The following is a 26,054-nucleotide window of genomic DNA, read 5'->3' on the forward strand; positions in this document are numbered from 1 at the left end:
GACGGAAAGCGCGGTCGAGCGGCGCTTTTCGTGCCCCGGGCCGGCTGGAAGCGCCGACCACCGACGCCTAGACTTTGCTCAGGTACCGGTGCTGTCTGCCGGTGCCGGCAAAGCCGGCCATGCGCCGCAGGAGGCCCTCATGAACAGCCACCGCTTGCTCTCGCTGATCCACCCGTCGCGCGCCCGGACCAGCGACTCGATGGGCCTGCTGCACCGCTTCTCCGACAGCGTGCTGCACACGACCCTGATGCTGGCCCTGGTCCTGCTCGGCGCGCTGGCGCTGTACAAGATCATCGACACGATCACCCTGACCATCTGGCAGCTGGAACCGGTCGTCGTCACCGGCCAGGCCAAGGCCCCGCAGCCGCGCCGCTGAGACGGTTGCCGCCGGTCACATCTGCCTGAACAGGTGCAGATAGCTGCGGCTGACCGGCAGCGACTCGCTGCGGCCGCGCAGATGCAGGTCGGCCGTCTCGTTGGGCCCGCGCGTCAGATGGCTGACCGCGCGCAGATTGACGGCCACCGAGCGGTGGACCTGGACAAAATACTGCGGGTCCAGCTGCTCGATCAGTTCGCGCAAGGGGGTGCGGATCAGCGCCTCGCCCTCGGTCCAGGCGACCAGCGTGTATTTCTCGTCCGAACGCAGATAGGCAATCTCGTCCACCGGGATCAGCCTCAGGCTCGCGCCCACCGATGCGCGTATCCATTGCAGGCGCTCCACCGGTGGCGCCGCTGACAGCGGCGCCACCGCGCCGGGCGCGCGCGACAGGCGCTCCAGCAATTGCGCGATCACCGACTCCAGCGCCGCCGTCGAGGGCGCCGGCCCGCGCCGGCGCTGGTCCAGCCGCTCCTTCAGCCGCTCGACGGTGTCGGCCAGCCGGTCCTCGTCCAGCGGCTTGACCAGATAGTCCAGCGCGCCCTGCTCGAAGGCCTGCAGCGCGTACTGCTCGTAGGCGGTGACGAAGACGATCAGCGCGCGGCGCGCGATCTGCCGCGCCGCCTCCACGCCGTTGAGCCCCGGCATGTGCACGTCCAGGAACACCAGATCCGGTTGCAGGCGCTCGAACTGCTCCAGCGCCTCGCGGCCGTTGCGTGCCTGGGCGACGATCTCCAGCTCGGGCCAGGCCTCTTGCAGCGCGCGTGCCAGGCTGTCGCGCAGCAGCGGTTCATCGTCGGCGATCAGGGCGGTCGGCATGCGCGTCATTCTGCGTTGAATTGGATCTCGGCCCGCAGGCCATGCGGCCGGACCTCGCTCAGTTCCAGCCGCGCCGAGGCGCCCAGATAGAGCCGCAGCCGCTCCCGCAGATTGCGCAGGCCGGTGCCCGAGCCGCCCGACGGCGCCAGGCCGATGCCGCTGTCGACCACCCACAGCCGCAGCAGCGCGCCCTCGCGCGCGCCGCCCAGCTCGATGCGGCCACCCTCCTCGCTCGGATCGATGCCATGGCGCACCGCATTCTCCACCAGGGTCAGCAGCGCCATCGGCGGGAAGCGCAGCCCCTGCAGCTCGGCCGGCACCGCCAGGCTGTAACCGAGCCGGTCCGGCATGCGCAGCTGCATCAGCTCCAGATAGGCGCGCACCAGGGCCAGCTCGTCGCCGAGGCTGGCCGCCTCGTCCTGCAGCCGCGGCATCGCCGCGCGCAGATAGGCGATCAGGCTGCGCAGCACCGGAGCAGCCTGCGGCGAGCCGGTCTCCACCAGGGCACGCACATTGGCCAGGGTGTTGAACAGAAAATGCGGCTCGATCTGGGCCTGCAGCAGACGCAGCCGCGCATCCAGCGCCTGGCGCTCCAGTTCGCTGCGCTCCAGCTCGAAGCGCAGCGCCTGGCTGCGCGCATCGGCATCGCGCTGGCGGTACAGCGCGCCCATCGCCAGCAGCGGCGCGATCACCAGGCCGGTGCCGACGATCCAGAAAAAGCCCAGCAGCCGCGCCTCGTTGTGCCGCAGCGCGCTGAGATCACCGCCGACGGCGACCAGATAGACCAGCAGGGTCGCGACCGGCACGGTCAGCGCAACGACGATCACCTGCAGCAGCCAGCGCGCCAGCCAGTGCGGCAGATGACGCGGCCATTGGCCGGCCGCGGCGAAGGCCAGCAGGCCCAGCATGCCGATGAACAGCGTGCGGCCCAGCAGCACCGCGAAGGGCGTGACGAAGATCGGCGACAGCAGCGCGGCGACCAGCGCCGCCAGCCCCAGCGCGACGGTGACGCGCCGCGGTGTCAGATAGGCCAGAAAGCCCTGCCAGCCCTGGGTAGGGGGCGGTGTCTGGGCTGCGGGATCGGAAGATGGAGAGCTTGCCTTGGGCATGGGCGCCAGCGTAATGGCTGGCGACCCAAGGACCAAGCATCCGGCGGCGCCGGCGCGACGAACGACGGTTTAGCGCCCCCGAACGACGGTCGCGCGAGCCAGCATGATCAGGCCGTCGCGCCGACCCGGCACATCACGACGTCGCGCCCGGCATTGACGGCAAAGCGCAAGGCCTCGGCCGGCGAAGACCAGGCGAAACCGCCGGCCAGGCTCTCGTCGCGGAAGGCTTCCTGGCGCGGTTCGCGGCCGCGCATGCGCACCACCACGACGGCGGCCACATAGCCGAACTGGCGCGGCCGCTCGAGCGCGCCGGCATAGATCCGATAGTCCCCTGCGTCAACTTCGTCGAAATGCATGGTCCAGCTCCAGCGCGGCCGACTACCGCCGCGTGCTGACACTATCGTTGCTGCAGCGCGGAAACGATATACGACCGATGGGGGCCCTCCAAAGGGGGAATCAGAAGGTGCCGGGGTAGGCGCCGCCGTCCAGCAGGATGTTCTGACCGGTCAGATAGCCGGCCTGGGCGCTGCACAGCAGCGCGCAGATCGCGCCGAATTCGGCCGCCGTGCCGAAGCGCTGGGCCGGGATGCCGGCGCGCCGCTTGTCGGCCACGGTCTCCAGCGGCGTGCCGCTCTTGGCCGCACCGGCCGCCAGTGTCTTCTGCAGGCGCTCGGTGTCGAAGGCGCCGGGCAGCAGATTGTTAATAGTCACATTGCGGCCGGCCAGCTGCGGCTGGCGCGCGATGCCGGCGACGAAGCCGGTAAGACCGGTGCGCGCACCATTGGACAGGCCCAGCACGTCGATCGGCGCCTTCACCGCGCCCGAGGTGATGTTGACGATGCGGCCGAAGCCGCGCGCCGCCATCGCGTCGACGGTGGCCTTGATCAGCTCGATCGGCGTCAGCATGTTCGCGTCCAGCGCGGCCAGCCACTCCTCGCGGCCCCAGGCGCGGAAGTCGCCGGGCGGCGGGCCGCCGGCGTTGTTGATGAGGATGTCGATCTGCGGGCAGGCGGCCAGCGCGGCCGTGCGGCCCTCGGCGCTGGCAATATCGCCGGCCACCGCGCGCACCTCGACGCCGGGATTCGCCGCGCGGATCGCCGCCGCCGTCGCCTCCAGCGCCTCGCTGCCGCGGGCGGTGATGACCACGTTGACGCCCTCACCGGCCAGCGCCTCGGCGCAGCCGCGCCCCAGGCCCTTGCTGGCCGCACACACCAGGGCCCAGCGGCCCTTCAATCCCAGATCCATTGCTTCATCTCCATCGAGTCAAAAGCCACACGCCACCGAGCACCAGCACCGTGCCGGCCAGCACCACCGGCGTGAACGGCTCCCCGAGTATCCACACCCCCATCAGGATCGTCGACATCGGGCCGATCATGCCGGTCTGGGCGGCAATGGTCGCGCCGAGCCGCTCGATCGCCATCATCACCATCAGCACCGGCGCGAAGGTGCACAGGCTGGCGTTCAGCAGCGACAGCCAGATCACCTCGGGCGCCACCGTCAATGCCGCCGAGACCGGTCGCAGCAGCAGGAACTGCGCGATGCAGAACAGGCTGGCCACCGTCGTCGCCAGCCCGGTCAGCCGCATCGCGCCCAGGCGCTTGACCTCCTCGCCGCTGTAGACCAGGTAGAGCGCATAGCTGACCGCGCTGCCGAAGACCAGGGCCGCGCCGAGCAGCACATCGCGGCCCTGCAGATGCAGTTCCTGGCCGAAGACCAGGATCACGCCGGCGTAGCTGACGGCCAGCGCCAGCAATTGCCGGCCCGCAACCCGGCGTTTGAACAGCAGCCAGCCCAGGAACAGCACCAGGGTCGGGTTGAGATAGAGGATCAGGCGCTCGAAGCTGGCCGTCACATAGGCCAGGCCGGCAAAGTCCAGGAAGCTGGCCAGGTAGTAGCCCGAGAAGCCCAGGCCCAGCACGGCGATCCAGTCGCGCCGGGTCAAGGCCGGCTGGCCGCGACTGGCCCACCAGCTCAGCAGCAGGAACAGCGGCAGCGCGAACAGCATGCGGTACATGATCAGCGTCACCGCATCGACCCCATGCCGGTAGGCCAGCTTGACGATGATGGCCTTGCCGGAGAACGCGATCGCGCCGAGCGTGGCCAGCAGCAGGCCGGGCCACAGGGGCTTGGGGGCAGCAGTCATTGGCGCCGATTCTAGGCAGCGCTCTCGCCGGCCTGCCTTCGTCAGGGCGCTACACAGCCATCACGGAATCAGCGCCAGAACTTGCCGTCCGGCCCGATGATGGACACGTCGGCGAAGTCCAGTCCGCCGCGCTGCTTGGGTCCGAAGCTCAGCTCCAGCCCGCCCAGATCGAACTGCTGCAGTCCCTCCAGCGCCTTCAGCAGGCCCTCGCGGCTCAGGTCCTTGGCGCTGCGCTTCAGCCCCTCGACCAGCAGCTTGGCGGCGGCGAAGCCCTCGATCTGGGCCGGCGTCAGCTCGGTCTTGCCGCGTGCCTTGGCCAGCGCCTGCGCCTCGCGCACCAGCGGCGTCGCCGAGGAGCGCTCGTAGGGGAAGAGCTGGGTCACGATGACGCCGCGCGCGTTGTCGCCCAAGGCCTTGACGAACTCGGTCGAGGCATTGTTGGACAGGGTCGCCACATGGGCGGTCGAGCCCGCGGCGCGCAGCGCGTTGATGCCCTCGACCACCGCGTAGCCCGGACCGATCAGCAGCACCGCCTCGATATTGGCCTTGGCCACCTGCTGCATCAGCGGCGCCAGCTCGGGCTTGTTGCGGTCGAAGCGCAGATGCGCGGAGGCGCGCATATTGAGCGCCTGCAGGCCGCGCAGCGCGCCAATGCCGGCGTCGTTGCCGAACTCGTCGTTGACCTGCACGATGGTCAGGCGCTTGACGCCGATGCCGGCCAGATGCCGGATCGCCCGCTCGGCCTCGCGCTGGAAACTGGCGCGCAGATTGAACACATAGCCATTGGCCGGCTCGCGCAGCGCCATCGCGCCGCTGCTGGGCGCGACCAGGGCCAGCCGGTGCTCGGCCAGCAGCGGCACGATCGCCTGCGAAGGGGCCGTGCCGCGGCTCAGGAACATCGCCACGACGCCCTGCTCGATCAGGTTCCTGGTATTGGCGGCGCTCAGCTGCGGCTCGTACCTGTCGTCCAGCGAGATCAGCTCGATGCGCTGGCCCTTCAAGCCGCCCTGGGCATTGAAGGCGTCGAAGTACAGCCGCGCGCCCTCCGTCGCCTCCTGCACGCTGGATGCACCAGGGCCGGTGAAGGCCGCCGTCTGGCCGATCTTGATGTCGGCCCGCGCCGGCAGCGCCGCCATGGCGATGAAGAAAAAGGTCCCGATCCAGGTCTTGCGCAGCAGCCCCATCGCTCGTTCTCCTCGGTGATGGACAAGACCTGTCCCCGAGGGGACAGGCGTCGCGATTGTGGCGAGGCGCGGCCCTGCGGTGCGGCCCGGGCGCTCGGTGAAAACCCGGCTCCGGTGGCTGGCGCCGCGGCCGCCTCGGCAATAGTTGGCAAAACTCAAGTCGGCCAGGCCCGCGCTGCGCGATCGGCGCTTCGGTCCGCGGCGGGCCGGCCGATAGAGCCGACAGACAAAACGGAGTGCCGCGGCCATACAGCGGCACCAGGCGGAGGGCGAAGCCTTCGCTGCCGGATCGACAAACGGCAGGGAAGGCACCGGCCGTTCGCGAACGAATGGAGGAGTAGCCAATGAGATACCTGGACAGCAGGGCGCGCAGCGCCGACCATCTGCGCGCCGCCCTGCCCTTGATGACCCGCCAGCGCAGCGCGCTGCACCCAGTCAGCTACGCGGTCTGGTACGAGCATGTCAGCGGGCGCAACCCGACGCTGAGCCGCGAGTTGCAGGCGCTGACCGAGGCCGGCGAGGGACTGGACGAGGCGCAGACCTGGTCGCTGTACCGCCGCCACCTCGGCGAGCTCGACACCGGCGGCGCGCAAAAGCTCAGCGAGGGCTTCAGCCGCGTGCTCGACACCATGGCCGCCAGCGCCGCGCAGGCCGGCGACCAGACGGCGCGCTTCGATTCCTCGCTGTCCAGCTGGGTCGAGCAATTGCTGGCCGATCCGCCGGCGCAGACCCAGGTCGAGGTGCTGCGGGAACTGCTCGCCGGCACGCGCGAGATCCGCGCCGCGATGCGTGATCTGCAGCGGCGCCTGGACAGCAGCCAGGGCGAGATCGGCCTGCTCCGCGAGGAGGTGCAGCGCGCCCGCAGCGAGGCGCTGATCGATGCGCTGACCGGCCTGGCGAACCGCCGCGCCTTCGAGCAGCGGCTCAATGAGTGCGTGGTCGGCGGCGCCGGCGCGGCGGCTGGCGCGGCGGCTGAAGCGCCCTGCCTGGTGCTGGGCGACATCGACTTCTTCAAGAAGGTCAACGACAGCTTCGGCCATTCCTTCGGCGACCATGTGCTGCGCGCGGTCGCCCAGACCCTGAAGGGCGTGGCCGCCGATGCCGCGCTGCCGGCCCGCGTCGGCGGCGAGGAGTTCGCCCTGCTGATGCCCAGGGCCGCACTGCCCGACGCGCAGAAGCTGGCCGAGGCGATGCGCCAGAGCGTCGCAGCCAGCCGTATCCGCCGCGGCGACCGCCTGCAGAGCATCGAGCGGGTGACGATCTCGGTCGGCGTCACGCAGCTGGCCGTCGGCGAAAGCGCCAACGACTTCTTCGAGCGCGCCGACCGTGCGCTCTATGCGTCCAAGCGCAGCGGACGCAACTGCGTCACCGTGCTGGCGGCCCGCGCCGCCTGAGCATCGAGCGGTCCGCCGCGAGCCTCTACACTGGCCGCTGATCCGCTCGTTCGCCACCCCATGTCGATCCGCTCCCTCTCCTCCCCGCCGCCTGCGGGCCTGCCAGCATGTTGAGGCTGCAGCGCAGTTCGCTGCGCTACGCGGTCATGCTGGCGCTGGTGGTCGGCCTGCTGATGCCGACGGCGCTGGTGCTGCTGTACGACTACCAGAAGACGCGCCACGCCGCGCTCGAGGATCTGCGCCGCGAGCTGGCGCGCACGACCGAGGTGCTGTCGCTGTCGCTGGCCGAGCCGGTCTGGCAGGTCTCGCCCGACCTGGCCGAGCCGATGATCAAGGCGCAGTTCGACGACCCGCGCTTCGTCGCGATGCGGGTCGTCGAGCCGTCGACGACCCAGCCCTTCCTGACCCATCAGCGTCCGCAGCTTGAGGGCGAGCAGGAGCTGACCCTCAGCGAGACGCGACCGGTGCTGCGCGATGGTCGCGAGATCGCCAAGCTGACCGTCAGCATGAGCGCCGCGCCGCTGCTCAAGACCAAGGGCGCCGACATGCAGCGCGCGCTCTGGCGCAGCCTGCTGACCCTGACCCTGTCCTCGGCGCTGATCCTGTGGGTGATGCAGGCCTTCGTGCTGCGGCCGATGACGCGGCTGACGCAGGCGGCCGAGGCGCTGGCCGCGGGCCGGCTGGACAAGCCGCTGGAGCTCGGCGGCAGCGACGAGATCGCCCGCGTGGGCCTGGCGATGGAGCGCATGCGCCAGGCGCTGCTGTCGGCCTTCGAGGCGCTGCGCCAGCACGCGAACACCTTGGAGGAGCAGGTCGAGCAGCGCACTGGCGAACTGAGGACCAGCAATGCCGAGCTGTCGCAGGCGCTGGCCCATCTGCAGACGGCGCAGAGCGAGCTGGTCGAGTCGGAAAAGCTCGCCTCGCTGGGCCGGCTGGTGGCCGGCGTCGCGCATGAGCTGAACACGCCGCTGGGCAATTCGCTGACCGTCGTCTCGGCGCTGGAAGACCGCTACAAGCAGCTGGACCTGATGCTGGGCAGCGGCACGCCGATGCGCCGCAGCCAGCTGGAGGAGCTGGTGCGCGACACCCGCCGCGGCCAGGACATCCTGCAGCGCAATGTGCAGAAGGCGGCCGATCTGGTGCGCGACTTCAAGCAGGTGGCGATCGACCAGACCACCGATCTGCGCCGCGACTTCGACCTGACCCAGGTCGTCGAGGACGTGCTGGTGATGGTCGAGCCCAGCTTCAAGCGCACGCCCTTCGTCATCGAGACCGATCTGAACGAGAAGCTGCCGATGAACAGCTACCCCGGCTCGCTGGGCCAGGTCTTGACCAATCTGCTGATGAACGCGCTGGTCCACGCCTTCGAGGGCCGCGACAGCGGCCGCGTCGTCGTGCGCTGCAGCAGCCTGGGCGCCGGCCAGGTCGAGATGAGCGTCAGCGACAACGGCCGCGGCATGGAGGAAGCGGTGCGCCGGCGCATCTTCGACCCCTTCTTCACCACCAAGCTGGGCACCGGCGGCTCGGGCCTGGGCATGCACATCGTGCACAACATCGTGACCAATGTGCTGGGCGGCCAGATCGAGGTGCGCTCCAGCCCCGGCCAGGGCACGCAGATGCTGGTGCAGCTGCCCTGCGTCGCGCCGGTGCGCAGCGGCGACGCGGTCCCGGGCAGGGACTGACCCCCAGCGCGACGATTCATCAATCTTGGGATGTCGCCGCCCGGGCGGCCTCCCTATATTGCTGACAGCCTGCGCGGAGGCAGCGGGCGTCGGCCCTCGACGGCGACGCTCGAACCCAGGTCCGCCGCCCGCTGCGCGTTCGTCAACGCTTAGCTACGAGGAGCCGATATGGCACCGTTCATCATGGCCCTGCTCAGCTCGGGCCTGCGGCTCGTCGCGAATGCCGCCCTGGTCAAGGGCAAGGACTTCATCAAGGAGAAGACCGGCGTCGACCTCGACCAGGCGGCGCTCTCCGAGGCCGACCAGCTGAAGCTGCGCCAGTTCCAGGCCGAGCACGAGGAAGAGTTGCTGCGCCTGCAGCTGGAGGACAACAAGCTCGCCTTCGAGGAGACCAAGGCCTATCTGGCCGATGTCGCCGATGCGCGCAAGAACCAGGCGGCGATCCTGATGAGCGCCGACGCCCCCTGGTACGCGAAGGCGATCCAGCCGGCGCTCGCGGCCTTCGTCGTGTCGGCCGCCGTCGTGCTGTTCTGGCTGTTCTTCCTCTGGGCCGGCAAGAGCGGCGCCGAGGGCGGTCTGAACCCGACGCAGAAGGACATCGTGCTCTACATCCTCGGCGTGCTGTCGGCGGCGGTGACGCAGATCCTCGGCTACTACTTCGGCAGTTCCAAGGGCAGCGCCGAGAAGTCCAAGCAGATCGACGTCGCCCTGGCGCAAAAGGGCGGAGGTGACGGCAAATGAGCCTGCTGACCGAACAGATGTCCTTTCTGAAGGACGTGCGGCGGCTGCTCGACTATGCCGAGCGGCAGCAATTCCTCGTTACCGGCGGCGAGCTCGAGCGCTCGCCGGAAACGCAGGAGATCTATGTGCGCTCGGGCCGCGAGAAGAGCATGGACAGCCCCCATCTGCGCAAATGCGCGATCACGCTGAACCTGTTCCGCGACAGCAACGACCACTTCGAGCTGGTGCAGGACCTGGCCACGCTGGAGCCGATCGGCAAGTACTGGGAAGACCTGGACCCGCGCAACCGCTGGGGCGGCCGGCGCGGCGGCGTGCTGGAGGCGCCGCGCTTCGAGCGCGATCCGGGCGGCTGGCCGAACAGCACGACCGCCACCCTGCTGCCGCCCGATCAGGCGCCGGCGCCGGCCGAGGCGGTCGCGCTGGCCGACGCCAGCCGGCCGGTGGCCGTGGTGCTGCCCCCCTCGCAGGCCGATTCGCCGACGCCCGTGCTCAAGCGCGGTAGCGGCGAGCGCGATGCGATCGGCCGCCTGCAGTCGCTGCTGGTCAAGGCCGGCTTCCTGGACAAGTCCAGCGGCGCCTTCGACGACGAGACCGAGCGCGCGGTGGCCGAGTTCCAGCGCAAGAACAGCCTGGTCGCCGATGGCGTCGCCGGCGAAAAGACCTGGACCACCCTGCTGTCGCAGACCTCGGACGCGCAGCAGCAGATGGCCTCGCGCTTCATCGGCGACGCGGATTTCGAGGCGGCGGCGCGAAGCCTGCAGATCGAGACCGCGGCGATGCGCGCGGTCTACAAGGTCGAGTCCAATGGCAAGGGCTTCATCGGCGACGATCCGAAGATCCTGTTCGAGGGCCATGTGTTCTGGAACCGCCTGAAGCTGGCCGGCCTGCGGCCCGAGACCCTGGTGCGCGGCAACGAGGACATCCTCTATCCGACCTGGACCAAGCAGTTCTATGTCGGCGGCGCCGGCGAGATGCGCCGCCTGCTGCGCGCCGAGGGCATCCAGCGCGAGGCCGCGCGCGAGTCGGCCTCCTGGGGCCTGTTCCAGATCATGGGCTTCCACTGGAAGCCGCTGGGCTACGGCTCGGTGGACGAGTTCGTCGAGCGGATGAAGACGCATGAGCGCGACCAGCTGGAGGCCTTCTGCCGCTTCGTCGCCCGCAACAAGGACCGCAGCGGCCGCACGCTGGCGCAGCTGCTGGCCGAAAAGGACTGGGCCGCCTTTGCCTACGCCTACAACGGCGCCGGCTACCGGCAGAACGCCTACGACGACAAGCTGCGCGCGCAGTACCGCGTCTTTGCCGGCACTGCCTGAGCCGGCGGGCAGCCAGCAAAAAGGCCGGGGCATGCCCCGGCCTTTGTTCGTCTTGCTCGACCGGCCCTCAGCTGGAAGCCGCCGCCGATGCCGGCAGCGCGGCCGCCGAGGCGGCGGGCGCGGAGGCCGCCGGCGCGTGATCGTCGATGCCATGCTTCTCGCCGCTCATATCGATGTCGCCGCCCTTGCTCAGCAGGAACAGCGCCAGCGCAGCGAATACGGCAAAGCCGACCAGGATCTTCCACATGAGCCAATCTCCTTCAGTAGTTGCGTGTCGATTGTCCGCAGGCTTGCTGACGGCAGGCTGATCCAAGGCCCATGAAAAAAAGGCGGTCCCGAGGACCGCCCTTTCCTTCTGCGGCCTCGCGGCCGCGCCCTGCATCAATCAGTCGTGGGCGTAGATGTCCACGTCCTTGGTCTCCTTGACGAACAGCATGCCGACGACGAAGGTCACCGCGGCGATGATGATCGGGTACCAGAGGCCGTTGTACATATTGCCGGTCTGCGCCACGATGGCGAAGGCGGTCGTGGGCAGCAGGCCGCCGAACCAGCCATTGCCGATGTGGTACGGCAGGCTCATCGAGGTGTAGCGGATGCGGGTCGGGAACATCTCGACCAGCATCGCGGCGATCGGACCATAGACCATGGTCACATAGATCACCAGCACCGTCAGGATGGCAACGACCAGCGGCTTGTTGACCTTGGCCGGATCGGCCTTGGCCGGGTAGCCCGCGGCCTTCAGCGCGTCGCCCACCGCCTTCTTGAACTCGGCGTCCTTCTTCTTGGCCTCATCGGCCGGCAGGCCCTTGGAGCTGTAGCCGGTGATGACGGTCTCGCCGATCTTGATCGTCGCGGGCGTGCCCGCCGGAGCCACGGCGTTCTCGTAGCTGACCGAGCCGCCGGCCAGCACCTGCTTGGCGATGTCGCAGGAGCTGGTGAACTTGACCGTGCCGGTCGGGTTGAACTGGAACGAGCACTCCTTCGGATCGGCGGTCACGACGACCTGCGAGGTGGCCTGCGCCTTGGCCAGGTCCGGGTTGGCGGCCTGGGTCAGCGCCTTGAACAGCGGGAAATAGGTCAGCACGGCCAGCAGGCAGCCGGCCATGATGATGGGCTTGCGGCCGATCTTGTCGGACAGCGAACCGAAGATCACGAAGAAGGGCGTGCCGATCACCAGCGACAGCGCGATCAGGATGTTGGCGGTGGCGCCATCGACCTTCAGCGACTGCGTCAGGAAGAACAGCGCGTAGAACTGGCCCGTGTACCAGACGACGGCCTGGCCGGCGGTCAGGCCGATCAGGGCCAGGATCACGATCTTCAGGTTCTTCCACTGGCCGAAGGATTCGGTCAGCGGCGCCTTCGAGGTCTTGCCCTCGGCCTTCATCTTGCGGAAGGCCGGCGACTCGTTCATCGACAGGCGGATCCAGACGCTGATCGCCAGCAGCAGGATGGAGACCAGGAAGGGCACGCGCCAGCCCCAGTCGGCGAAGGCCTCTTCGCCCAGCCATGTGCGGGTGCCCAGGATCACCATCAGCGACAGGAACAGGCCCAGGGTCGCGGTGGTCTGGATCCAGGAGGTGAAGGCGCCACGCTTGCCGTGCGGCGCATGCTCGGCCACGTAGGTGGCCGCGCCGCCGTACTCGCCGCCCAGGGCCAGGCCTTGCAGCAGGCGCAGGCCGATCAGGATCACCGGCGCGGCGACGCCGATCGAGGCGTAGTTCGGCAGCACGCCGACGATGAAGGTGGACAGACCCATGATCAGGATCGTCACCAGGAAGGTGTACTTGCGGCCGATCATGTCGCCCAGGCGGCCGAACACCAGCGCGCCGAAGGGGCGCACGATGAAGCCCGCGGCGAAGGCCAGCAGCGCGAAGATGAAGGCAGAACCGGCGTCCAGACCGGCGAAGAACTGCTTGGCGATGATCGCTGCCAAGGAGCCGTACAGATAGAAGTCGTACCACTCGAACACGGTGCCGAGTGAGGAGGCGAAGATGACCTTCTTCTCCTCGCCCGTCATCGGCGTGTTGGTCGACACAGCAGTTGCAGTTGCCATGTGTGAAGTCTCCACAATGAGTTCTGAAGAACCACCGACCGGTGATTCTTGAGTCGCCACTGTGGACCGGCGCTCTGACCTATCTCTGACGCCGCGCTGAACGCTGGCTGACAAACTGGGCTGCAACCCTAGGGTTTCATTTCTCAATGCGAAATTTCGGCGCCCGCGAGGGTAAGCACCGAGCCGGCCCGCCCGGCGCTCTCATCGCATCAATGCTTGCGCAGCACGCCGGGCCGCGCCACCGCGGCGGCCTCCCAGGCGCCGCTGTCGAACCAGGGCTCACCGTTCAGATAGGCGGCCAGCATGGGCAGCGAGTCCAGGCCCCAGAACAGCCGGCCGTCGACCGCGATCGTCGGCACGCCGAACACGCCCAGCGCGATCGCCTGCTCGGTTGCCACGCGCAGCTGCTCCTTGATCGCCTCGCTCTCCGGATCCTGCTTCGGGGCCAGGTCTTGCTTCAGCGCCGCCAGACGCACCGGATCGTTGGCATCGGCGCCGGCGCTCTGCCAGACATGGCGGAAGATCTTCTCGACCGTCAGCCGGTTCGGCGTGCCTGCCGGCTGGCCGGGTTCGACCGTGGCCCAGGCCAGGCGCAAGAGCGGCAGCGGGTTGAACGGATGGCGGGCCGGCGTGTCCAGCGCGATCTTCAGTTGGTCGGCCAGCCAGGCGACATGGCGGAAGGTCCATTGCCGCTTGCTCTCGATCTCGGCCGGCCCCTTCTGGCCGACCACATGCAGGATGCCGGCGAACAGCACCGGCCGGTACTCGACCTGGTAGCTGATGCCGACCAGCGCCTCGGGCAGGCGCTCGAAGGCCAGCGCGGCATAGGGCGAGACCGGGTCGAAATAGAACTGCAGTGTTTTCATGGGCGATGGTCCTTCCAGCGGATGACGGGTTCAGGGCATGTCCGCCTCGGCGGCGCTGAACACGCCCTGCTCGACCAGCAGCCGGCGCCGCTCGGGCAGGCGCGCCAGGATCTGCAGCCGGGTCGCGTCGTCGGCGCCGCCCCAGGCGGCGATCTCGGCGATCGTGCGCGCACAGCCCTCGCACCAGCCGGTGCCCGCGTGCATGCGGCAGACATTGATGCAGGGCGAATGGACGGCCGGCAGCGGTACGGGCGGCGGCGGGCAGTTCTTCATCGTCATGCGGCCGGCTCCTGCACGACGTCGATCACCGGCGCGCCGGTCAGCCGCTCCAGTTCGGCCGGCGTCATGCGGAACACGCCGTTCGGATGGCCGGCCGCGGCCCAGATCACGTCGAAGCGGAACAGCTCGCGGTCGACGAAGAGCTGCGGCGGCGCCGCGCCATCGGCCGGCGCGAAACCGAGCGGCGAGACCCCGCCGATCGAGAAGCCGGTGCGCGCCTTCACGTAGTCGGCATCGGCGCGCGACAGCGGCCCGGTCAGCGCCTTCAGTTTTTTCTCGTCGACGCGGCGGTCGCCCGAGGCGATCACCAGCACCGCCGCCTCGTCGCTCTTGCGGCGGAACACCACCGACTTGGCGATCTGGCCCAGGCTGACGCCCAGCGCGTCGGCCGCCTCCTGCGAGGTGCGCGCGGCAATCTCCAGCCACAGCGGCGCATGGCCGTGCTGCTTCTCGATCAGCGCGGCGCTGACGCGCTGGAATCCTTCGGGGCGGGACGGTTCCTCATCGATGCGGGCATTCATGGCGTCCATTCTGACGCATCGCCGCACTCAGCCCGCGGCACCGACCCAGCTGCGCCGCGCCTGCTCCAGCGCGCGCAGGCGCTCGCCCAGATAGTCCGACAGCCGCGGCTGCTGGCTGAATACGACGTTGAAGCGCAGATGGCGGTCCGGCTGCGCGGCCTCGCCGGCCTGCGCACTGAAGCTGGCGCCGCGCGCCAGCAGACGATCACATTGCCGGTCAGCCGCCAGGCCAGCCACAGCAGGTACAGCGCGCCGGCGATGCGCAGGCCCTGCTGGGCAGGGGGCCAGGCGGCGAACAGCTGCCCCAGGCCCAGGCAGCTGAGCCAGGTCAGCGCGGCGACGCCGCTGTTGGTGCCGAGGATCTGCGGCAGGGTCGGCCGGTAGCCGTAGTTCGCGCCGGCGGCGGTCAGCAGCACATTGTTGGGCCCGGGCGTGCCCGACATCAGCAGGCAGTAGCTCATCAGCGGCAGCAGTTCGGTGGTCGACATCATGGTCAGCGGGCCTTCGCGTGGCGGATTGGATCAGCCACAGCGTAGGCAAGCTGGCCGGGCGCGAACAGGCACAAGCCGGGCCCCGGCGCGGGACGCTGTACCGCTCGGTCGACCGGTACAAGAGAGCTCGCCGCTCAGCCGGGCGTGGCCGGCGTAGCGGGCGGCCGCGCATAGCTGACCGTCAGCATCTCCCACTGGTGGCCGTCCGGCTCGTTCCAGTAAATCATCCGCCCGCCGTAGTCGGTGTTGATGCGCTGGTCCATGGGCCCGCGCACCTCGGCGCGAAACGGAATGCCGGCCGTGCGGATGCGCGCCAGGATCGCGTCGAACTCGGCCTCGCCGACGCGAAAGCAGAAGTGATAGACCGGGAAATCCTCGTCGGTGTCGATGAAGTCCAGGGTCAGCCCCGCATTGACATAGACCGGCGAGAAGGGCCCCAGGCCCGACTCGGCCCAGGGCACGTCCAGCAGGCCGGCCAGCAGCCGGGCCGCGGCGATCTTGTTGCGCGAGGGCACGATCGTGTGGTCGAGTTCAATGGCCATCGGCTACTCCTTTCGCGGCTCCCTTTTCCGCAGACCGCCGAGCACCAGCTCGGTGATCAAGGTCTGCGCCGCCTCGAAATCGGCGGGCTCCAGTTCGGGCTTGCCCAGCAGGATCGCGAACTGCGGCCCCAGATCGGCATAGGCCTGGGTGCTGGCCCAGATGGTGAACATCAGGTGGCGGAAGTCCAGGCGCGCGATGCGTTTCTCGCGCGCCCAGCGCTCGAAGGTCTTCACGTCGGCATTCAACGCCGGCAGCACCTGCTCTCGAATAGCGTCGCGAAAGCGCGGGGCGCCGGCCATCACCTCCCGGGCGAAGACCTGCGAGCCGGCCGGGCGCTCGCGCGAAAAGCGCAGCTTGGCGGCGATGTACTCGCGCAGCGCCCCCTCCGGATCGGTGCCGCGGACGATGCCGGCCATGCGCGCCAGCCATTCGGCCAGCACGCCGTCCAGCACCTTGCGGTACAGCGCTTCCTTGCTCGGGTAGTAGTACAGCAGGTTGTGGCGGCTCAGGCCCGCCGCCGCGGCGATGTTTTCCAGCGAGGCGCCCTCGAAGCCGTACTGCGCAAACTGGCGCTCGGCCTCGGCCAGGATGGTCGCCTCCTTGCGCAGGCGTGCGGCGCGCGGGCGGGCGGCGCCGGCCGTCTGGCCGCGGCTTGTAGAAAGGCTTGTTTCGGGCATGGGCGGAATCATCGAATCGGGCGGCTGCCGGCGAACCCGCCTATCTCAGCACAGCGCCGCGTGCGGCGAGCAAGGGAATTTACCAACTGGTTGTTTTTTACTGATTAGTAAATTATTCGCCGGTCAGCCACCCAGCGAACGGATTCCCTCGATGGACACCAACACGCCAGGCATTGCGGCCGGTCGCCTCTCGCCGGCCGACTACGCGCGCAACTTCGGCGACGCGCATGCGCCGCTGAAGCGCATCCAGGCCCTGATCGAGGCCGAGCGCTGCTACTACTGCTATGCCGCGCCCTGCCAGACCGCCTGTCCGACCGGCATCGACATCCCCAGCTTCATCCAGCGCATCGCCCAGGACAACACCCGCGGCGCGGCCCAGGCCATTCTGGAGGCCAACCCGCTGGGCGGCATCTGCGCGCGGGTCTGCCCGACCGAGGTGCTGTGCGAGCAGGCCTGCGTGCGCAACACCAACGAAAGCAAGCCGGTCGAGATCGGCCTCTTGCAGCGCTATGCGACCGACGCCTTCTTTGCCAAACCCGGCGCGACGCCGCTGTTCACGCGCGCCCCGGCCACCGACAGAACCGTCGCCGTCGTCGGGGCGGGCCCGGCCGGCTTGGCCGCCGCCCACGGCCTGGCGCGGCGTGGCCACCAGGTTCAGCTCTTCGACGCGAGGCCCAAGCTCGGCGGCCTGAACGAATACGGCCTGGCCACTTACAAGACCGCCGGCGGCTTTGCGCAGCAGGAGGTCAACTGGCTCTTGTCCATCGGCGGCATCACGGTGCAGGCGAACAAGGCGCTGGGCCGCGACATCACGCTGGCCCAGCTGGTGGCCGACTACGACGCCGTCTTCCTGGGCCTGGGCCTGGCCGGCGTCAATGCGCTGGGCATTGCCGAGCCGCAGCTCGAGGGCGTTCGCGCGGCGGTCGACTTCATCGCCGAGCTGCGCCAGTCCGATCCGGCCACGGTGGCGGTCGGCCGCAAGGTTGTCGTCATCGGCGGCGGCATGACGGCCGTCGACGCCGCCGTGCAGAGCAGCAAGCTCGGTGCGCGCGAGGTCACCATGGTCTACCGCCGCGGCGCCGAGAGCCTGTCGGCGTCGGGCCATGAGCAGCAATGGGCGCAGCAGAACGGCGTCACGCTGCGCTGCTGGGCCGCGCCCAAGGAGATCGTCGCCGAGGCTGGCCGCGTCGTCGGCGTGCGCTTCGCCGTTACCGAGGCGCGCGAGGGCCAGCTGGTCGAGACCGGCGAGCAGTTCACCCTGGAGGCCGATCTGGTGCTGAAGGCGATCGGCCAGAGCTTCGAGGCTGGGGCCGTGCCCGAGATCGAGCTGAAGAACGGCCGCATCGCGACCGATGCCAGCGGCCGCAGCAGCCATGCCAAGGTCTGGGCCGGCGGCGATTGCCGCTTTGGCGGCCGTGACCTGACCGTCGAGGCGGTCGAGCACGGCAAGCAGGCGGCGATCGCGATCGACGCCTTCCTGAGGAGCTGATGATGGCCGATCTGCGCAGCGATTTCCTGGGCATCAAGAGCCCCAACCCCTTCTGGCTCGCGTCGGCGCCGCCGACCGACAAGGAGATCAACGTCCACCGCGCCTTCGAGGCCGGCTGGGGCGGCGTGGTCTGGAAGACCCTGGGCGAGGATCCGCCGGTGGTCAACGTCAGCGGCCCGCGCTACACGACCCTGCTGGGACCCGACAGGCGCGTGCTGGGCCTGAACAATATCGAGCTGATCACCGACCGGCCGCTGCGCACGAACCTGGAGGAGATCCGCCGCATCAAGCGCGCCTGGCCCGATCGCGCGCTGATCGTCTCGCTGATGGTGCCCTGCACCGAGGACAGCTGGAAGAACATCCTGGCGATGGTCGAGGACAGCGGCGCCGACGGCGTCGAGCTGAACTTCGGCTGCCCGCATGGCATGAGCGAGCGCGGCATGGGCTCGGCCGTCGGCCAGGTGCCCGAGTACATCCAGATGGTGACGGCCTGGTGCAAGCAGTACTCCAAACTGCCGGTGATCGTCAAGCTGACGCCCAATATCACCGACATCCGCGCGCCGGCCCGCGCGGCGCATGCCGGCGGCGCCGATGCGGTCTCGCTGATCAACACGATCAACTCGGTGATCGCCGTCGATCTGGACCGGATGGTGATGAGCCCGGCCACCGACGGCTGGGGCTCGCATGGCGGCTACTGCGGCCCGGCGGTCAAGCCGATCGCGCTGAATATGGTGGCCGAGATTGCGCGTGACCCGCAGACCGCCGGTCTGCCGATCTCCGGCATCGGCGGCATCGGCAGCTGGCGCGATGCGGCCGAGTTCATCGCCCTGGGCGCCGGGACGGTGCAGGTCTGCACCGCGGCCATGGTCTACGGCTTCAAGATCGTGCAGGAGATGTGCTCGGGCCTGGCCAACTTCATGGACGAGCGGGGCTACCGCAGCATCGAGGACTTCCGCGGCAAGGCGGTGCCCACGGTGAAGAACTGGAACCAGCTGAACCTGAACTACGTCGAGAAGGCGGTGATCAATCAGGACTCGTGCATCCAGTGCGGCCGCTGCCACATCGTCTGCGAGGACACCTCGCACCAGGCGATCTTCGCGAGCAAGGACGGTCAGCGCCACTTCGAGGTCAACGAGGCCGAATGCGTGGGCTGCAATCTCTGCGTCTCGATCTGCCCGGTGCCGGACACGATCACGATGCGGCGCTTGATGCCCGGCGAGATCGACCAGCGCACCGGCCAAATCGTCAGCGGCGAGTACGCGAACTGGACGACCCATGCCAACAACCCGATGCGGGTGACGGGGTAAACCGCATGGCGCGTCGACCCGCCAGGCACAAACATTGCGGCGTTTCGCAGATTCCCCAACAAGGAGCGCCCGCATGACGACCAGTCAGCAGCTTTGGAACGAAGACCTCGCCCCGACCGGCGCCGCGCAGCGGACCTGGCGCTGGTATCACTTCGCCGCCCTGTGGGTCGGCATGGTCATGTGCATTCCCGCCTACACCTTGGCGGCCAGCCTGATCGAGTCGGGCATGAGCGCCGGCCAGGCGGTGCTGACCGTCTTCCTGGGCAATCTGATCGTGCTGCTGCCGATGCTGCTGATCGGCCATGCCGGCGCCAAGTACGGCATCCCCTACGCGGTGCTGGCCCGCGCCTCCTTCGGCACCCATGGCGCGCGGCTGCCGGCGCTCTTGCGCGCGCTGGTCGCCTGCGGCTGGTACGGCATCCAGACCTGGTTCGGCGGCATGATGATCTACACGCTGGCCGGCGTGCTGATCGGCCATCCGCTGGAGAGCAACAAGCTGCCCGGCCTGGGCATCAATATCGCGCAGCTCTTGTGCTTCCTGCTGTTCTGGGCGATCCAGTTCTACTACGTGATCCACGGCATCGACGCGATCCGCAAGCTGGAGACCTACACGGCGCCGGTCAAGATCCTCATCTGCTTCGTGCTGCTGTGGTGGGCCTATGACAAGGCCGGTGGCTTCGGCCCCATCCTGTCGCAGCCGTCCCAGTTCGTCGAAGGCGGCAAGAAGGCCGGCCAGTTCGGCAGCGTGTTCTGGCCCTCGCTCACCGCGATGGTCGGCTTCTGGGCCACCCTGGCGCTGAACATCCCCGACTTCACCCGCTTCGCCAAGTCGCAGAAGGACCAGATCGTCGGTCAGGCCATCGGCCTGCCCGCGCCGATGGGCCTGCTGGCCGCGCTGGCCGTCATCGTCACCTCGGCCACCGTCGTCATCTACGGCAAGGCGATCTGGGATCCGGTCGACCTGTCCAGCCGCATGACGGGCGCGGCCGTCTTGATCGCGCTGATCGTCCTGCTGATCGACACCGTCAGCGTGAACCTGGCGGCCAATCTGGTCGGCCCGGCCTATGACTTCTCCGCGCTGAACCCGAAGGCGATCAGCTACCGGACCGGCGGCTACATCACGGCCGGCCTGGCCATCCTGATGATGCCCTGGAAGATCCTCGAATCGACCCAGGGCTATATCTTCACCTGGCTGATCGGCTATTCGGCGCTCCTGGGCCCGGTGGCCGGCATCCTAATCGTCGACTACTACCTCTTGCGCGGCACCCGGCTGAAGGTCGAGGAGCTCTACAAGGAGCAAGGCGCCTACAGCTACAAAAACGGCTGGAACTGGGCCGCGGTGATTGCCTTCGTGCTGGGCGTGGCACCGAATGTGCCGGGCTTTCTGAACGCCGCCTTCCCGGCCTCCTTCCCGGCGGTCGGCGAGGCGTTCAAGACGATCTACACCTATGCTTGGTTTATCGGTCTGGCCATCGCGGCCATCGTCTATCGCCTGATGATGAAGGTGCAGAAGGAGTGATGCCATGAGCAGCAGCCACACGCTGTTGATACGCGGCGCGACGGTCGTCAATGCCGATCGGGAATTCGCCGCCGACGTGCTCTGCGTAGCCGGCAAGATCGCCGCCATCGGCGCGCGCGCGGCCGAGCTGGCGCCTGCCGGCACGCAGACCTTGGACGGCAGCGGCCAGTACCTGCTGCCCGGCGGCATCGACCCGCACACCCATATGCAGCTGCCCTTCATGGGCACGGTGACGCAGGACGATTTCTTCAGCGGCACGGCCGCGGCACTGGCCGGCGGCACGACGTCCATCATCGACTTCGTGATCCCGAACCCGCAGCAGCCGCTGATGGATGCCTACCAGCAATGGCGCGGCTGGGCCGAGAAGTCGGCGGCCGACTACGGCTTCCATGTGGCGGTCACCTGGTGGAGCGAAGGCGTGCACGCCGACATGGGCCGCCTGGTCGCGGAGGAAGGCATCAACAGCTTCAAGCACTTCATGGCCTACAAGAACGCCATCATGTGCGACGACGAGACGCTGGTGAACAGCTTCAAGCGCGCGCTGGAGCTGGGCGCGATGCCGACCGTCCATGCCGAGAACGGCGAACTGGTCTACCTGCTGCAGCAGGAGGTCGCGCGCATGGGCATCACCGGCCCCGAGGGCCATCCGCTGTCGCGCCCGCCGATGGTCGAGGGCGAGGCGGCCAATCGCGCGATCGCGATCGCCGAGGTCTTGGGCGTGCCGATCTACATCGTCCACGTCAGCTGCATCGAGGCGGCCGAGGCGATTTCGCGTGCCCGCGCCCGCGGCCAGCGCGTCTACGGCGAAGTGCTGGCCGGTCATCTCTTGATCGATGACAGCGTCTACCGCGATCCGGACTTCGCCAAGGCCGCCGCCTATGTGATGAGCCCACCGTTCCGGCCCAAGATCCACCAGGAATTCCTCTGGCGCGGCCTGCAGAGCGGCCAACTGCACACGACGGCGACCGACCATTGCACCTTCTGCGCCAGCCAGAAGGCAGCCGGCCGCGACAACTTCGCCAAGATCCCCAACGGCTGCGGCGGCGTCGAGGAGCGGATGGCGGTCATCTGGGATGCCGGCGTCAACACGGGCCGCCTGACGCCCAGCGAGTTCGTCGCGATCACCTCGGCCAACACGGCGCGGCTCTTCAACATCTATCCGCAAAAGGGCTGCATCGCCGAGGGCGCCGATGCCGACCTCGTGCTCTGGGATCCGCAAGGCACGAAGACGATCTCGGCCGAGACGCATCACAGCCGCAACGACTTCAACATCTTCGAGGGCCGCTCGGTGCGCGGCATCGCCAGCCACACGATCAGCCAGGGCCGGCTGGTCTATGCCGACGGCGATCTGCGTGCCGTCCAGGGCGCCGGCCGCTACATCAAGCGCCCGGCCTTCGGCCCGAACTTCAAGGCCCAGCAATTGCGCACGCAAGACCTGGCCCCGACGGCGATTCAGCGCTGAGGAGTTCCATCATGGACATGAAGACCAAGCCCGCCCTGCAGGACCTGCGCATCAACGGCCAGCGTCTCTGGGACTCCTTGATGGAGCTGGCGAAGATCGGCGCGACGCCCAAGGGCGGCGTCTGCCGGCTGACCCTGACCGATCTGGACAAGCAGGGCCGCGATCTGGTGCTCGGCTGGGCGCGCCAGGCTGGCATGACGGTGACGGTCGACAAGATCGGCAACGGTTTCATGCGCCGGCCCGGCAAGAACAACACCCTGCCCCCCATCGTCACCGGCAGCCATATCGACACCCAGCCGACCGGCGGCAAGTTCGATGGCAATTACGGTGTGCTGGCCGGGCTGGAGGTCGTGCGCACGCTCAACGATCACGGGATCGAAACCGAGGCCCCGATCGAGGTCGCCTTCTGGACCAATGAGGAGGGCTCGCGCTTCGTGCCGGTGATGATGGGCTCGGGCGTATTCGCCAAGGCCTTCACGCTGGAGCATGCCTACGCGGCGACCGACACCGAGGGCAAAAGCGTCAGGGAAGAGTTGGAGCGCATCGGCTATATCGGCGACGAGGAACCCGGCGCCCACCCGATCGGCTGCTATTTCGAGACCCATATCGAGCAGGGCCCGGTGCTCGAAGATCACGACAAGACCATCGGCGTGGTCACCGGCGTGCTGGGCATCAAGTGGTACGACTGCACCGTCACCGGCATGGAGGCCCATGCGGGCCCGACGCCGATGAGCCTGCGCAAGGACGCGCTGCAGGTCGCGACAAGGCTGATGCAGGAGGTCGTCGCCATCGCCCACCGCTACCCGCCGCATGGCCGCGGCACCGTGGGCATGGTGCAGGTGCATCCGAATAGCCGCAATGTGATCCCGGGTCGGGTCAAGTTCAGCATCGATTTGCGCAATGCCAGCGATGCGCTGGTCGAGCAGATGGACGCCGACATCCGCAAGGCCGTGGGCCTGGCCAGCGAGAAGTCAGGCCTGAAGATCGATATCGAGCTGGTCTCGCACTACCCGGCGGCGCCCTTCCACCCGGACTGCGTCAACGCGGTCGCGAAGGCGGCCGAGGCGCTGGGCTACTCGAACATGCCGGCCGTCTCCGGCGCGGGGCACGACGCCGTCTATATGGCACGGCTGGCCCCCGCGGGGATGATCTTCATCCCCTGCAAGGACGGCATCAGCCACAACGAGATCGAGGACGCGAAGCCCGAGCACATCACGGCCGGCTGCAACGTGCTGCTGCACGCGATGCTGGAGCGGGCCGGGCCGGTCTAGCGACCCGCGGCCGCGGGGTCAGGTCAATCAGTCATGGCCCTTGCCATGCCCCTTGCCCTTGCCGCCCTTCTCGCCCTTGTCGTGACCCTTGCCCTTGCCATGCTGCTCCTGGTAGTAGGGCACGTAGTCGCGCTCGTACCAGTCGTCCTTGACGAAATAGACCGGGCGACCGCAGGCGTTGTACTTCTTGCAATGCTTGTCCCAGTGCTTCTCATGGCCCGGCGGGACGCGCAGATACATCGGCGCGCCGACGACCTGGGTCCGGTGGATCACGACCGGCTCGGTGTAGATCAGTTGCGGGCGCATCGTGCCGATATCGATCTGGCCGTAAAAGCCCGGCTGACCGACGCTGATCGACACGCCGACATCGGCGGCGCGCGCCGGGGCGGCGCCCAGCGCCATCATCAGGCTCGTGGCGCATGCCAGGCCCAGCTTCGTCTTCATCCTCATCATCATCTCCTTGTTCTTATCGATCGGCTCACGCGAAGCGAGCGAACCGGGGGGCTTCCACGTCAATCGCGGCCGTGGCCCTCGCCCCGCTTGCCATGACCGTGGCCGTGGCCATTGCCGTTCCCATTACCGTTGCCATGTCCATGATCGCGGTCCCGGTAATCGGGAATGCCATCGTGATCGCGGTCGCGGCGCTGCTCATGCCAGCCCCCCGCATAGTAATGCTCACGGTAGTGCGGCGCATAGGTATTGCGATACCAGTCGTCACGGACGAAATACACGGGGCGGCCGCAGGCGCCGTACTGGCCGCAATAGCGCGCCCAGTTGCGCTCGTAGCCGACGGGCACGCGCAGATAGACGGGGGCCGGCTGCACGGCCACGCGCTCGATGATGACCGGCTGCGTGTAGATCAGTTGCGGCGGCGGCGCATTGCCAAGGTCGATGCGGCCGTAAAAGCCGGGCTGGCCGATGCTGACCGAGACGCCGACGTCGGTATAGGCCGCGGCAGGGCCGGCGACCGTCAGGGCAGCCATGCCCAAGGTGGCGGCAAGAAGAAGATGGGATTTATTCATATCTGAACCTCCTAGTTCTATTTATGTTCTGGCTTGACCTTGCAACGGCCAGGTCACGCCAGCGGTGCACCGGCTGTACCTTTCGATACGCTTTGGCGGGCCTGCGCAGGGCGCCCCGGCGGCCCGACTGGCCGGACAAAGGCATCCGGCGCGGCGCTTTCGAGAAGTCTAGGATTCTAAAAGTGCGGCTCGTGTAGGACGGCACCGTCTCTGCCGTACAGCCAGTGCCAGGGCTCGTAGACATAGCCCGCCGCATTGCCGCGTGGATAGGACAGCGTGAAGCCGAAGGCGCCGGCATGGGCCTGAAGCCAGGCGAAGGCGGCCGTGTCCTCGAAGCGTTCGCTCAGGCCGGGTAGGTCGGGCGTGTCGATGTCGATCGCGCGGCCGGTATGGTGCTCGCTGTAGCCCGGGCAGGCGCTGGACTGGCAGATCTCGGCGATCGCGAGGCCCTGGGCCAGCTCGCGGCGAATCAGCTCGATCTGGTAGTCGAAGCTGCGAAAGGCCGAGACCAGGTGCAGGCGGATGCCCGCGTCGGCCGCCGCCGCGCGCATCCGCTGCCAGGCCGCGCCGGCGGCCGGCACGAGCCGGTGCTCGCGGCCGTCCGCGTCGCGCTGAGCGAGCTGCAGTTCGCGCGCCTCCAGGCACAGCGGCAGGCCGCGCCGTTCATGCGCTCGCGTTTCGATGCCCAGCAGGTGCTGCGCATCGGCGATGCGCCGGCGATAGGCCGCCAGACCCTCTTCTTCTTCGATCAGCATCATGCTCAGGGCCCGGCCTCGGGCAGCTGGTACTCGAAGTCGTAGAAATGCTTGCCGCCCTCGATGCGGATCTGCATCTGGCCCTTCAGACCCTGCAATTGCTCGGTGCCCGAGTCGGGAATGACGCCGATGGTCAAAAAAGGTGTGCCGCGATCCATCGTGCCGCTGTGCTGCAGCGCAAAGCTGCCACGCCGTCCGGCCAGCGTGCCGCTGACCGTCTCGATCGCCACATAGCCGGCCGAGCCCTGTACCGCCGTGCGCAGGGCCAGCATCTGGCCTATGGCGCTGGCCTCCAGCGCGCCGTGATAGCGCTTGTCCAGGCCCATGCGCCCCGGTCCGGCCGCATGGGCCTCGGCCGCCTGCGGCTGCATCGTCACCTCGAACTCGCCGCTGATCTTCATCGTCGTCGTGCTCATCGCCGTTGCTTTCCTCGCTGTTGAATCGCCATCGCAGGCGCTGCGCTGCAGCGCGAAGTCGATCGTGCGCGCTGCACCGCCGCGCTGGCCTTCGATGCGCGCCAGCAGCCGCCCCGGCGCTTCGAGCCGGTAGACGATGCGCTGCGGAAAATCATGCCGCGGATTCTCGAACACGATCTCGTTCTCACCCTGGCGCAGGAGCGCGAAATCGGCCGGCGCCTGGCCCGAGGGCTGGGCGCTGTAGAGCAGACGGCCGTCGCCGCCCAGATGGATGCGCATGAACTCATGCTCGACCGTGCGGCCGCCACGCACCGTGCGCGCCAAGCCCAGCATCGCGCCGCCGGCCGCTGCCGTCCATTGCTCGCCGGAGCCGGCGTCCAGGCCCGGCGCAGCGATGCGCGTCCAGCAGCCGGCCAGCCAGCCCAACCGGCCCAGCGCATCGGCCTGGGCCGAGGCGGCTGCCGGCATCAGCATCAAAGCGGCGGTAAGCAGCAGTCCCGCATCTCGCATGTTCTGAGGTGCTCCTTCATCGAGCGGCCATTGTGCGTGAAGCCACTCGATCGCCGCGGCCCTAGAATGCCGGCCCTTCGCCCGATTCCCGACCCGCTGTTTTTCACTTCTC

28 protein-coding genes are annotated in these 26,054 nt (G+C 68.4%); 10 read left to right on the plus strand and 18 right to left on the minus strand.

The window, feature by feature from the left end; translation table 11 throughout:
- Positions 1 to 139: 139 nt before the first annotated feature.
- Positions 140 to 376 (plus strand): hypothetical protein, encoded by a 237-nt coding sequence (locus QWJ38_RS16970; protein ID WP_290360286.1) that lies wholly within the window; start codon positions 140 to 142, stop codon positions 374 to 376.
- A gap of 15 nt (positions 377 to 391) precedes the next feature.
- Here the strand turns inward: QWJ38_RS16970 and QWJ38_RS16975 are convergent, their stop codons facing one another.
- The 6 genes from QWJ38_RS16975 to QWJ38_RS17000 all read right to left on the minus strand — a co-directional run bounded on the left by QWJ38_RS16975 (position 392) and on the right by QWJ38_RS17000 (position 5,631).
- Positions 392 to 1,195 carry a LytR/AlgR family response regulator transcription factor gene (locus tag QWJ38_RS16975; protein ID WP_290360287.1) on the minus strand — a complete coding sequence of 268 codons (804 nt, stop codon included), beginning with the start codon at positions 1,193 to 1,195 and terminating at the stop codon, positions 392 to 394.
- Between the two features lie 5 nt (positions 1,196 to 1,200).
- Positions 1,201 to 2,304 (minus strand): sensor histidine kinase, encoded by a 1,104-nt coding sequence (locus QWJ38_RS16980; protein WP_290360288.1) that lies wholly within the window; start codon positions 2,302 to 2,304, stop codon positions 1,201 to 1,203.
- 107 nt (positions 2,305 to 2,411) lie between these two features.
- Positions 2,412 to 2,660, minus strand: coding sequence for a hypothetical protein (locus QWJ38_RS16985; RefSeq protein ID WP_290360289.1), 249 nt, complete (start codon positions 2,658 to 2,660; stop codon positions 2,412 to 2,414).
- 100 nt (positions 2,661 to 2,760) lie between these two features.
- Positions 2,761 to 3,549, minus strand: coding sequence for an SDR family oxidoreductase (locus QWJ38_RS16990; protein ID WP_290360290.1), 789 nt, complete (start codon positions 3,547 to 3,549; stop codon positions 2,761 to 2,763).
- Between the two features lie 4 nt (positions 3,550 to 3,553).
- On the minus strand, positions 3,554 to 4,447 hold the full coding sequence (locus tag QWJ38_RS16995) for a DMT family transporter (protein WP_290360291.1): 894 nt from the start codon (positions 4,445 to 4,447) through the stop codon (positions 3,554 to 3,556).
- Between the two features lie 68 nt (positions 4,448 to 4,515).
- Positions 4,516 to 5,631, minus strand: a complete 1,116-nt coding sequence (locus QWJ38_RS17000; RefSeq protein ID WP_290360292.1) for an ABC transporter substrate-binding protein — start codon at positions 5,629 to 5,631, stop codon at positions 4,516 to 4,518.
- Positions 5,632 to 5,975: 344 nt separating this feature from the next.
- Between QWJ38_RS17000 and QWJ38_RS17005 the strand changes: the two genes are divergently transcribed.
- From QWJ38_RS17005 to QWJ38_RS17020, 4 genes are all read left to right on the plus strand, one after another.
- Positions 5,976 to 7,025, plus strand: coding sequence for a GGDEF domain-containing protein (locus tag QWJ38_RS17005; protein WP_290360293.1), 1,050 nt, complete (start codon positions 5,976 to 5,978; stop codon positions 7,023 to 7,025).
- Between the two features lie 107 nt (positions 7,026 to 7,132).
- Complete coding sequence (locus tag QWJ38_RS17010) at positions 7,133 to 8,707, plus strand: sensor histidine kinase (RefSeq protein WP_290360294.1); 1,575 nt, start codon at positions 7,133 to 7,135, stop codon at positions 8,705 to 8,707.
- Between the two features lie 168 nt (positions 8,708 to 8,875).
- Positions 8,876 to 9,448 (plus strand): hypothetical protein, encoded by a 573-nt coding sequence (locus tag QWJ38_RS17015; RefSeq protein WP_290360295.1) that lies wholly within the window; start codon positions 8,876 to 8,878, stop codon positions 9,446 to 9,448.
- Positions 9,445 to 10,761, plus strand: a complete 1,317-nt coding sequence (locus tag QWJ38_RS17020; protein WP_290360296.1) for an N-acetylmuramidase domain-containing protein — start codon at positions 9,445 to 9,447, stop codon at positions 10,759 to 10,761. Before QWJ38_RS17015 ends, QWJ38_RS17020 begins: the two co-directional genes overlap by 4 nt.
- Before the next feature lie 67 nt (positions 10,762 to 10,828).
- Here QWJ38_RS17020 and QWJ38_RS17025 read toward each other — a convergent pair whose 3' ends face one another.
- The 8 genes from QWJ38_RS17025 to QWJ38_RS17060 all read right to left on the minus strand — a co-directional run bounded on the left by QWJ38_RS17025 (position 10,829) and on the right by QWJ38_RS17060 (position 16,191).
- Positions 10,829 to 11,008: a hypothetical protein gene (locus QWJ38_RS17025; protein WP_290360297.1), complete on the minus strand. Its 180-nt coding sequence runs from the start codon at positions 11,006 to 11,008 to the stop codon at positions 10,829 to 10,831.
- 138 nt (positions 11,009 to 11,146) lie between these two features.
- Positions 11,147 to 12,814: an MFS transporter gene (locus QWJ38_RS17030; protein ID WP_290360298.1), complete on the minus strand. Its 1,668-nt coding sequence runs from the start codon at positions 12,812 to 12,814 to the stop codon at positions 11,147 to 11,149.
- A gap of 209 nt (positions 12,815 to 13,023) precedes the next feature.
- Complete coding sequence (locus tag QWJ38_RS17035; protein ID WP_290360299.1) at positions 13,024 to 13,680, minus strand: 2-hydroxychromene-2-carboxylate isomerase; 657 nt, start codon at positions 13,678 to 13,680, stop codon at positions 13,024 to 13,026.
- Positions 13,681 to 13,710: 30 nt separating this feature from the next.
- The gene (locus QWJ38_RS17040) at positions 13,711 to 13,959 is read right to left on the minus strand and encodes a DUF1289 domain-containing protein (protein ID WP_434063991.1); all 249 of its coding nucleotides are present in this window, start codon (positions 13,957 to 13,959) and stop codon (positions 13,711 to 13,713) included.
- The gene (locus QWJ38_RS17045; protein ID WP_290360300.1) at positions 13,956 to 14,480 is read right to left on the minus strand and encodes a YbaK/EbsC family protein; all 525 of its coding nucleotides are present in this window, start codon (positions 14,478 to 14,480) and stop codon (positions 13,956 to 13,958) included. Before QWJ38_RS17045 ends, QWJ38_RS17040 begins: the two co-directional genes overlap by 4 nt.
- Positions 14,477 to 14,971, minus strand: a complete 495-nt coding sequence (locus QWJ38_RS17050) for a LysE family translocator (protein ID WP_290360301.1) — start codon at positions 14,969 to 14,971, stop codon at positions 14,477 to 14,479. The genes QWJ38_RS17045 and QWJ38_RS17050 overlap by 4 nt, the downstream gene beginning before the upstream one ends.
- Before the next feature lie 134 nt (positions 14,972 to 15,105).
- Positions 15,106 to 15,513 carry a VOC family protein gene (locus tag QWJ38_RS17055; protein WP_290360302.1) on the minus strand — a complete coding sequence of 136 codons (408 nt, stop codon included), beginning with the start codon at positions 15,511 to 15,513 and terminating at the stop codon, positions 15,106 to 15,108.
- A gap of 3 nt (positions 15,514 to 15,516) precedes the next feature.
- Positions 15,517 to 16,191: a TetR/AcrR family transcriptional regulator gene (locus tag QWJ38_RS17060; protein ID WP_290360303.1), complete on the minus strand. Its 675-nt coding sequence runs from the start codon at positions 16,189 to 16,191 to the stop codon at positions 15,517 to 15,519.
- A 151-nt stretch (positions 16,192 to 16,342) separates the two neighbouring features.
- On the opposite strand from QWJ38_RS17060, the gene QWJ38_RS17065 reads away from it, so the two are divergent.
- The 5 genes from QWJ38_RS17065 (at position 16,343) to QWJ38_RS17085 (ending at position 23,239) form a co-directional block, all read left to right on the plus strand.
- Positions 16,343 to 17,680 (plus strand): NAD(P)-dependent oxidoreductase, encoded by a 1,338-nt coding sequence (locus tag QWJ38_RS17065; protein ID WP_290360304.1) that lies wholly within the window; start codon positions 16,343 to 16,345, stop codon positions 17,678 to 17,680.
- Positions 17,681 to 17,682: 2 nt separating this feature from the next.
- Entirely contained in the window at positions 17,683 to 18,987 is a 1,305-nt protein-coding gene (gene preA, locus QWJ38_RS17070; protein WP_290360305.1) for an NAD-dependent dihydropyrimidine dehydrogenase subunit PreA, read from the plus strand.
- 73 nt (positions 18,988 to 19,060) lie between these two features.
- Positions 19,061 to 20,506 (plus strand): NCS1 family nucleobase:cation symporter-1, encoded by a 1,446-nt coding sequence (locus tag QWJ38_RS17075; RefSeq protein WP_290360306.1) that lies wholly within the window; start codon positions 19,061 to 19,063, stop codon positions 20,504 to 20,506.
- 4 nt (positions 20,507 to 20,510) lie between these two features.
- Entirely contained in the window at positions 20,511 to 21,968 is a 1,458-nt protein-coding gene (gene hydA / locus QWJ38_RS17080; protein ID WP_290360307.1) for a dihydropyrimidinase, read from the plus strand.
- An 11-nt stretch (positions 21,969 to 21,979) separates the two neighbouring features.
- The gene (locus QWJ38_RS17085; protein ID WP_290360308.1) at positions 21,980 to 23,239 is read left to right on the plus strand and encodes a Zn-dependent hydrolase; all 1,260 of its coding nucleotides are present in this window, start codon (positions 21,980 to 21,982) and stop codon (positions 23,237 to 23,239) included.
- Between the two features lie 27 nt (positions 23,240 to 23,266).
- On the opposite strand, the gene QWJ38_RS17090 is transcribed toward QWJ38_RS17085, so the two are convergent.
- The 4 genes from QWJ38_RS17090 to QWJ38_RS17105 all read right to left on the minus strand — a co-directional run bounded on the left by QWJ38_RS17090 (position 23,267) and on the right by QWJ38_RS17105 (position 25,942).
- Positions 23,267 to 23,689: a hypothetical protein gene (locus tag QWJ38_RS17090; protein ID WP_341850505.1), complete on the minus strand. Its 423-nt coding sequence runs from the start codon at positions 23,687 to 23,689 to the stop codon at positions 23,267 to 23,269.
- 62 nt (positions 23,690 to 23,751) lie between these two features.
- Positions 23,752 to 24,261 (minus strand): hypothetical protein, encoded by a 510-nt coding sequence (locus QWJ38_RS17095; protein ID WP_290360309.1) that lies wholly within the window; start codon positions 24,259 to 24,261, stop codon positions 23,752 to 23,754.
- A 176-nt stretch (positions 24,262 to 24,437) separates the two neighbouring features.
- Positions 24,438 to 25,019, minus strand: a complete 582-nt coding sequence (locus tag QWJ38_RS17100; RefSeq protein ID WP_290360310.1) for a M15 family metallopeptidase — start codon at positions 25,017 to 25,019, stop codon at positions 24,438 to 24,440.
- 2 nt (positions 25,020 to 25,021) lie between these two features.
- Complete coding sequence (locus tag QWJ38_RS17105; RefSeq protein ID WP_290360311.1) at positions 25,022 to 25,942, minus strand: DUF6265 family protein; 921 nt, start codon at positions 25,940 to 25,942, stop codon at positions 25,022 to 25,024.
- Positions 25,943 to 26,054: the final 112 nt, after the last annotated feature.

Source organism: Roseateles violae, assembly GCF_030410485.1.
GTDB lineage: Bacteria > Pseudomonadota > Gammaproteobacteria > Burkholderiales > Burkholderiaceae_C > Roseateles_D > Roseateles_D violae.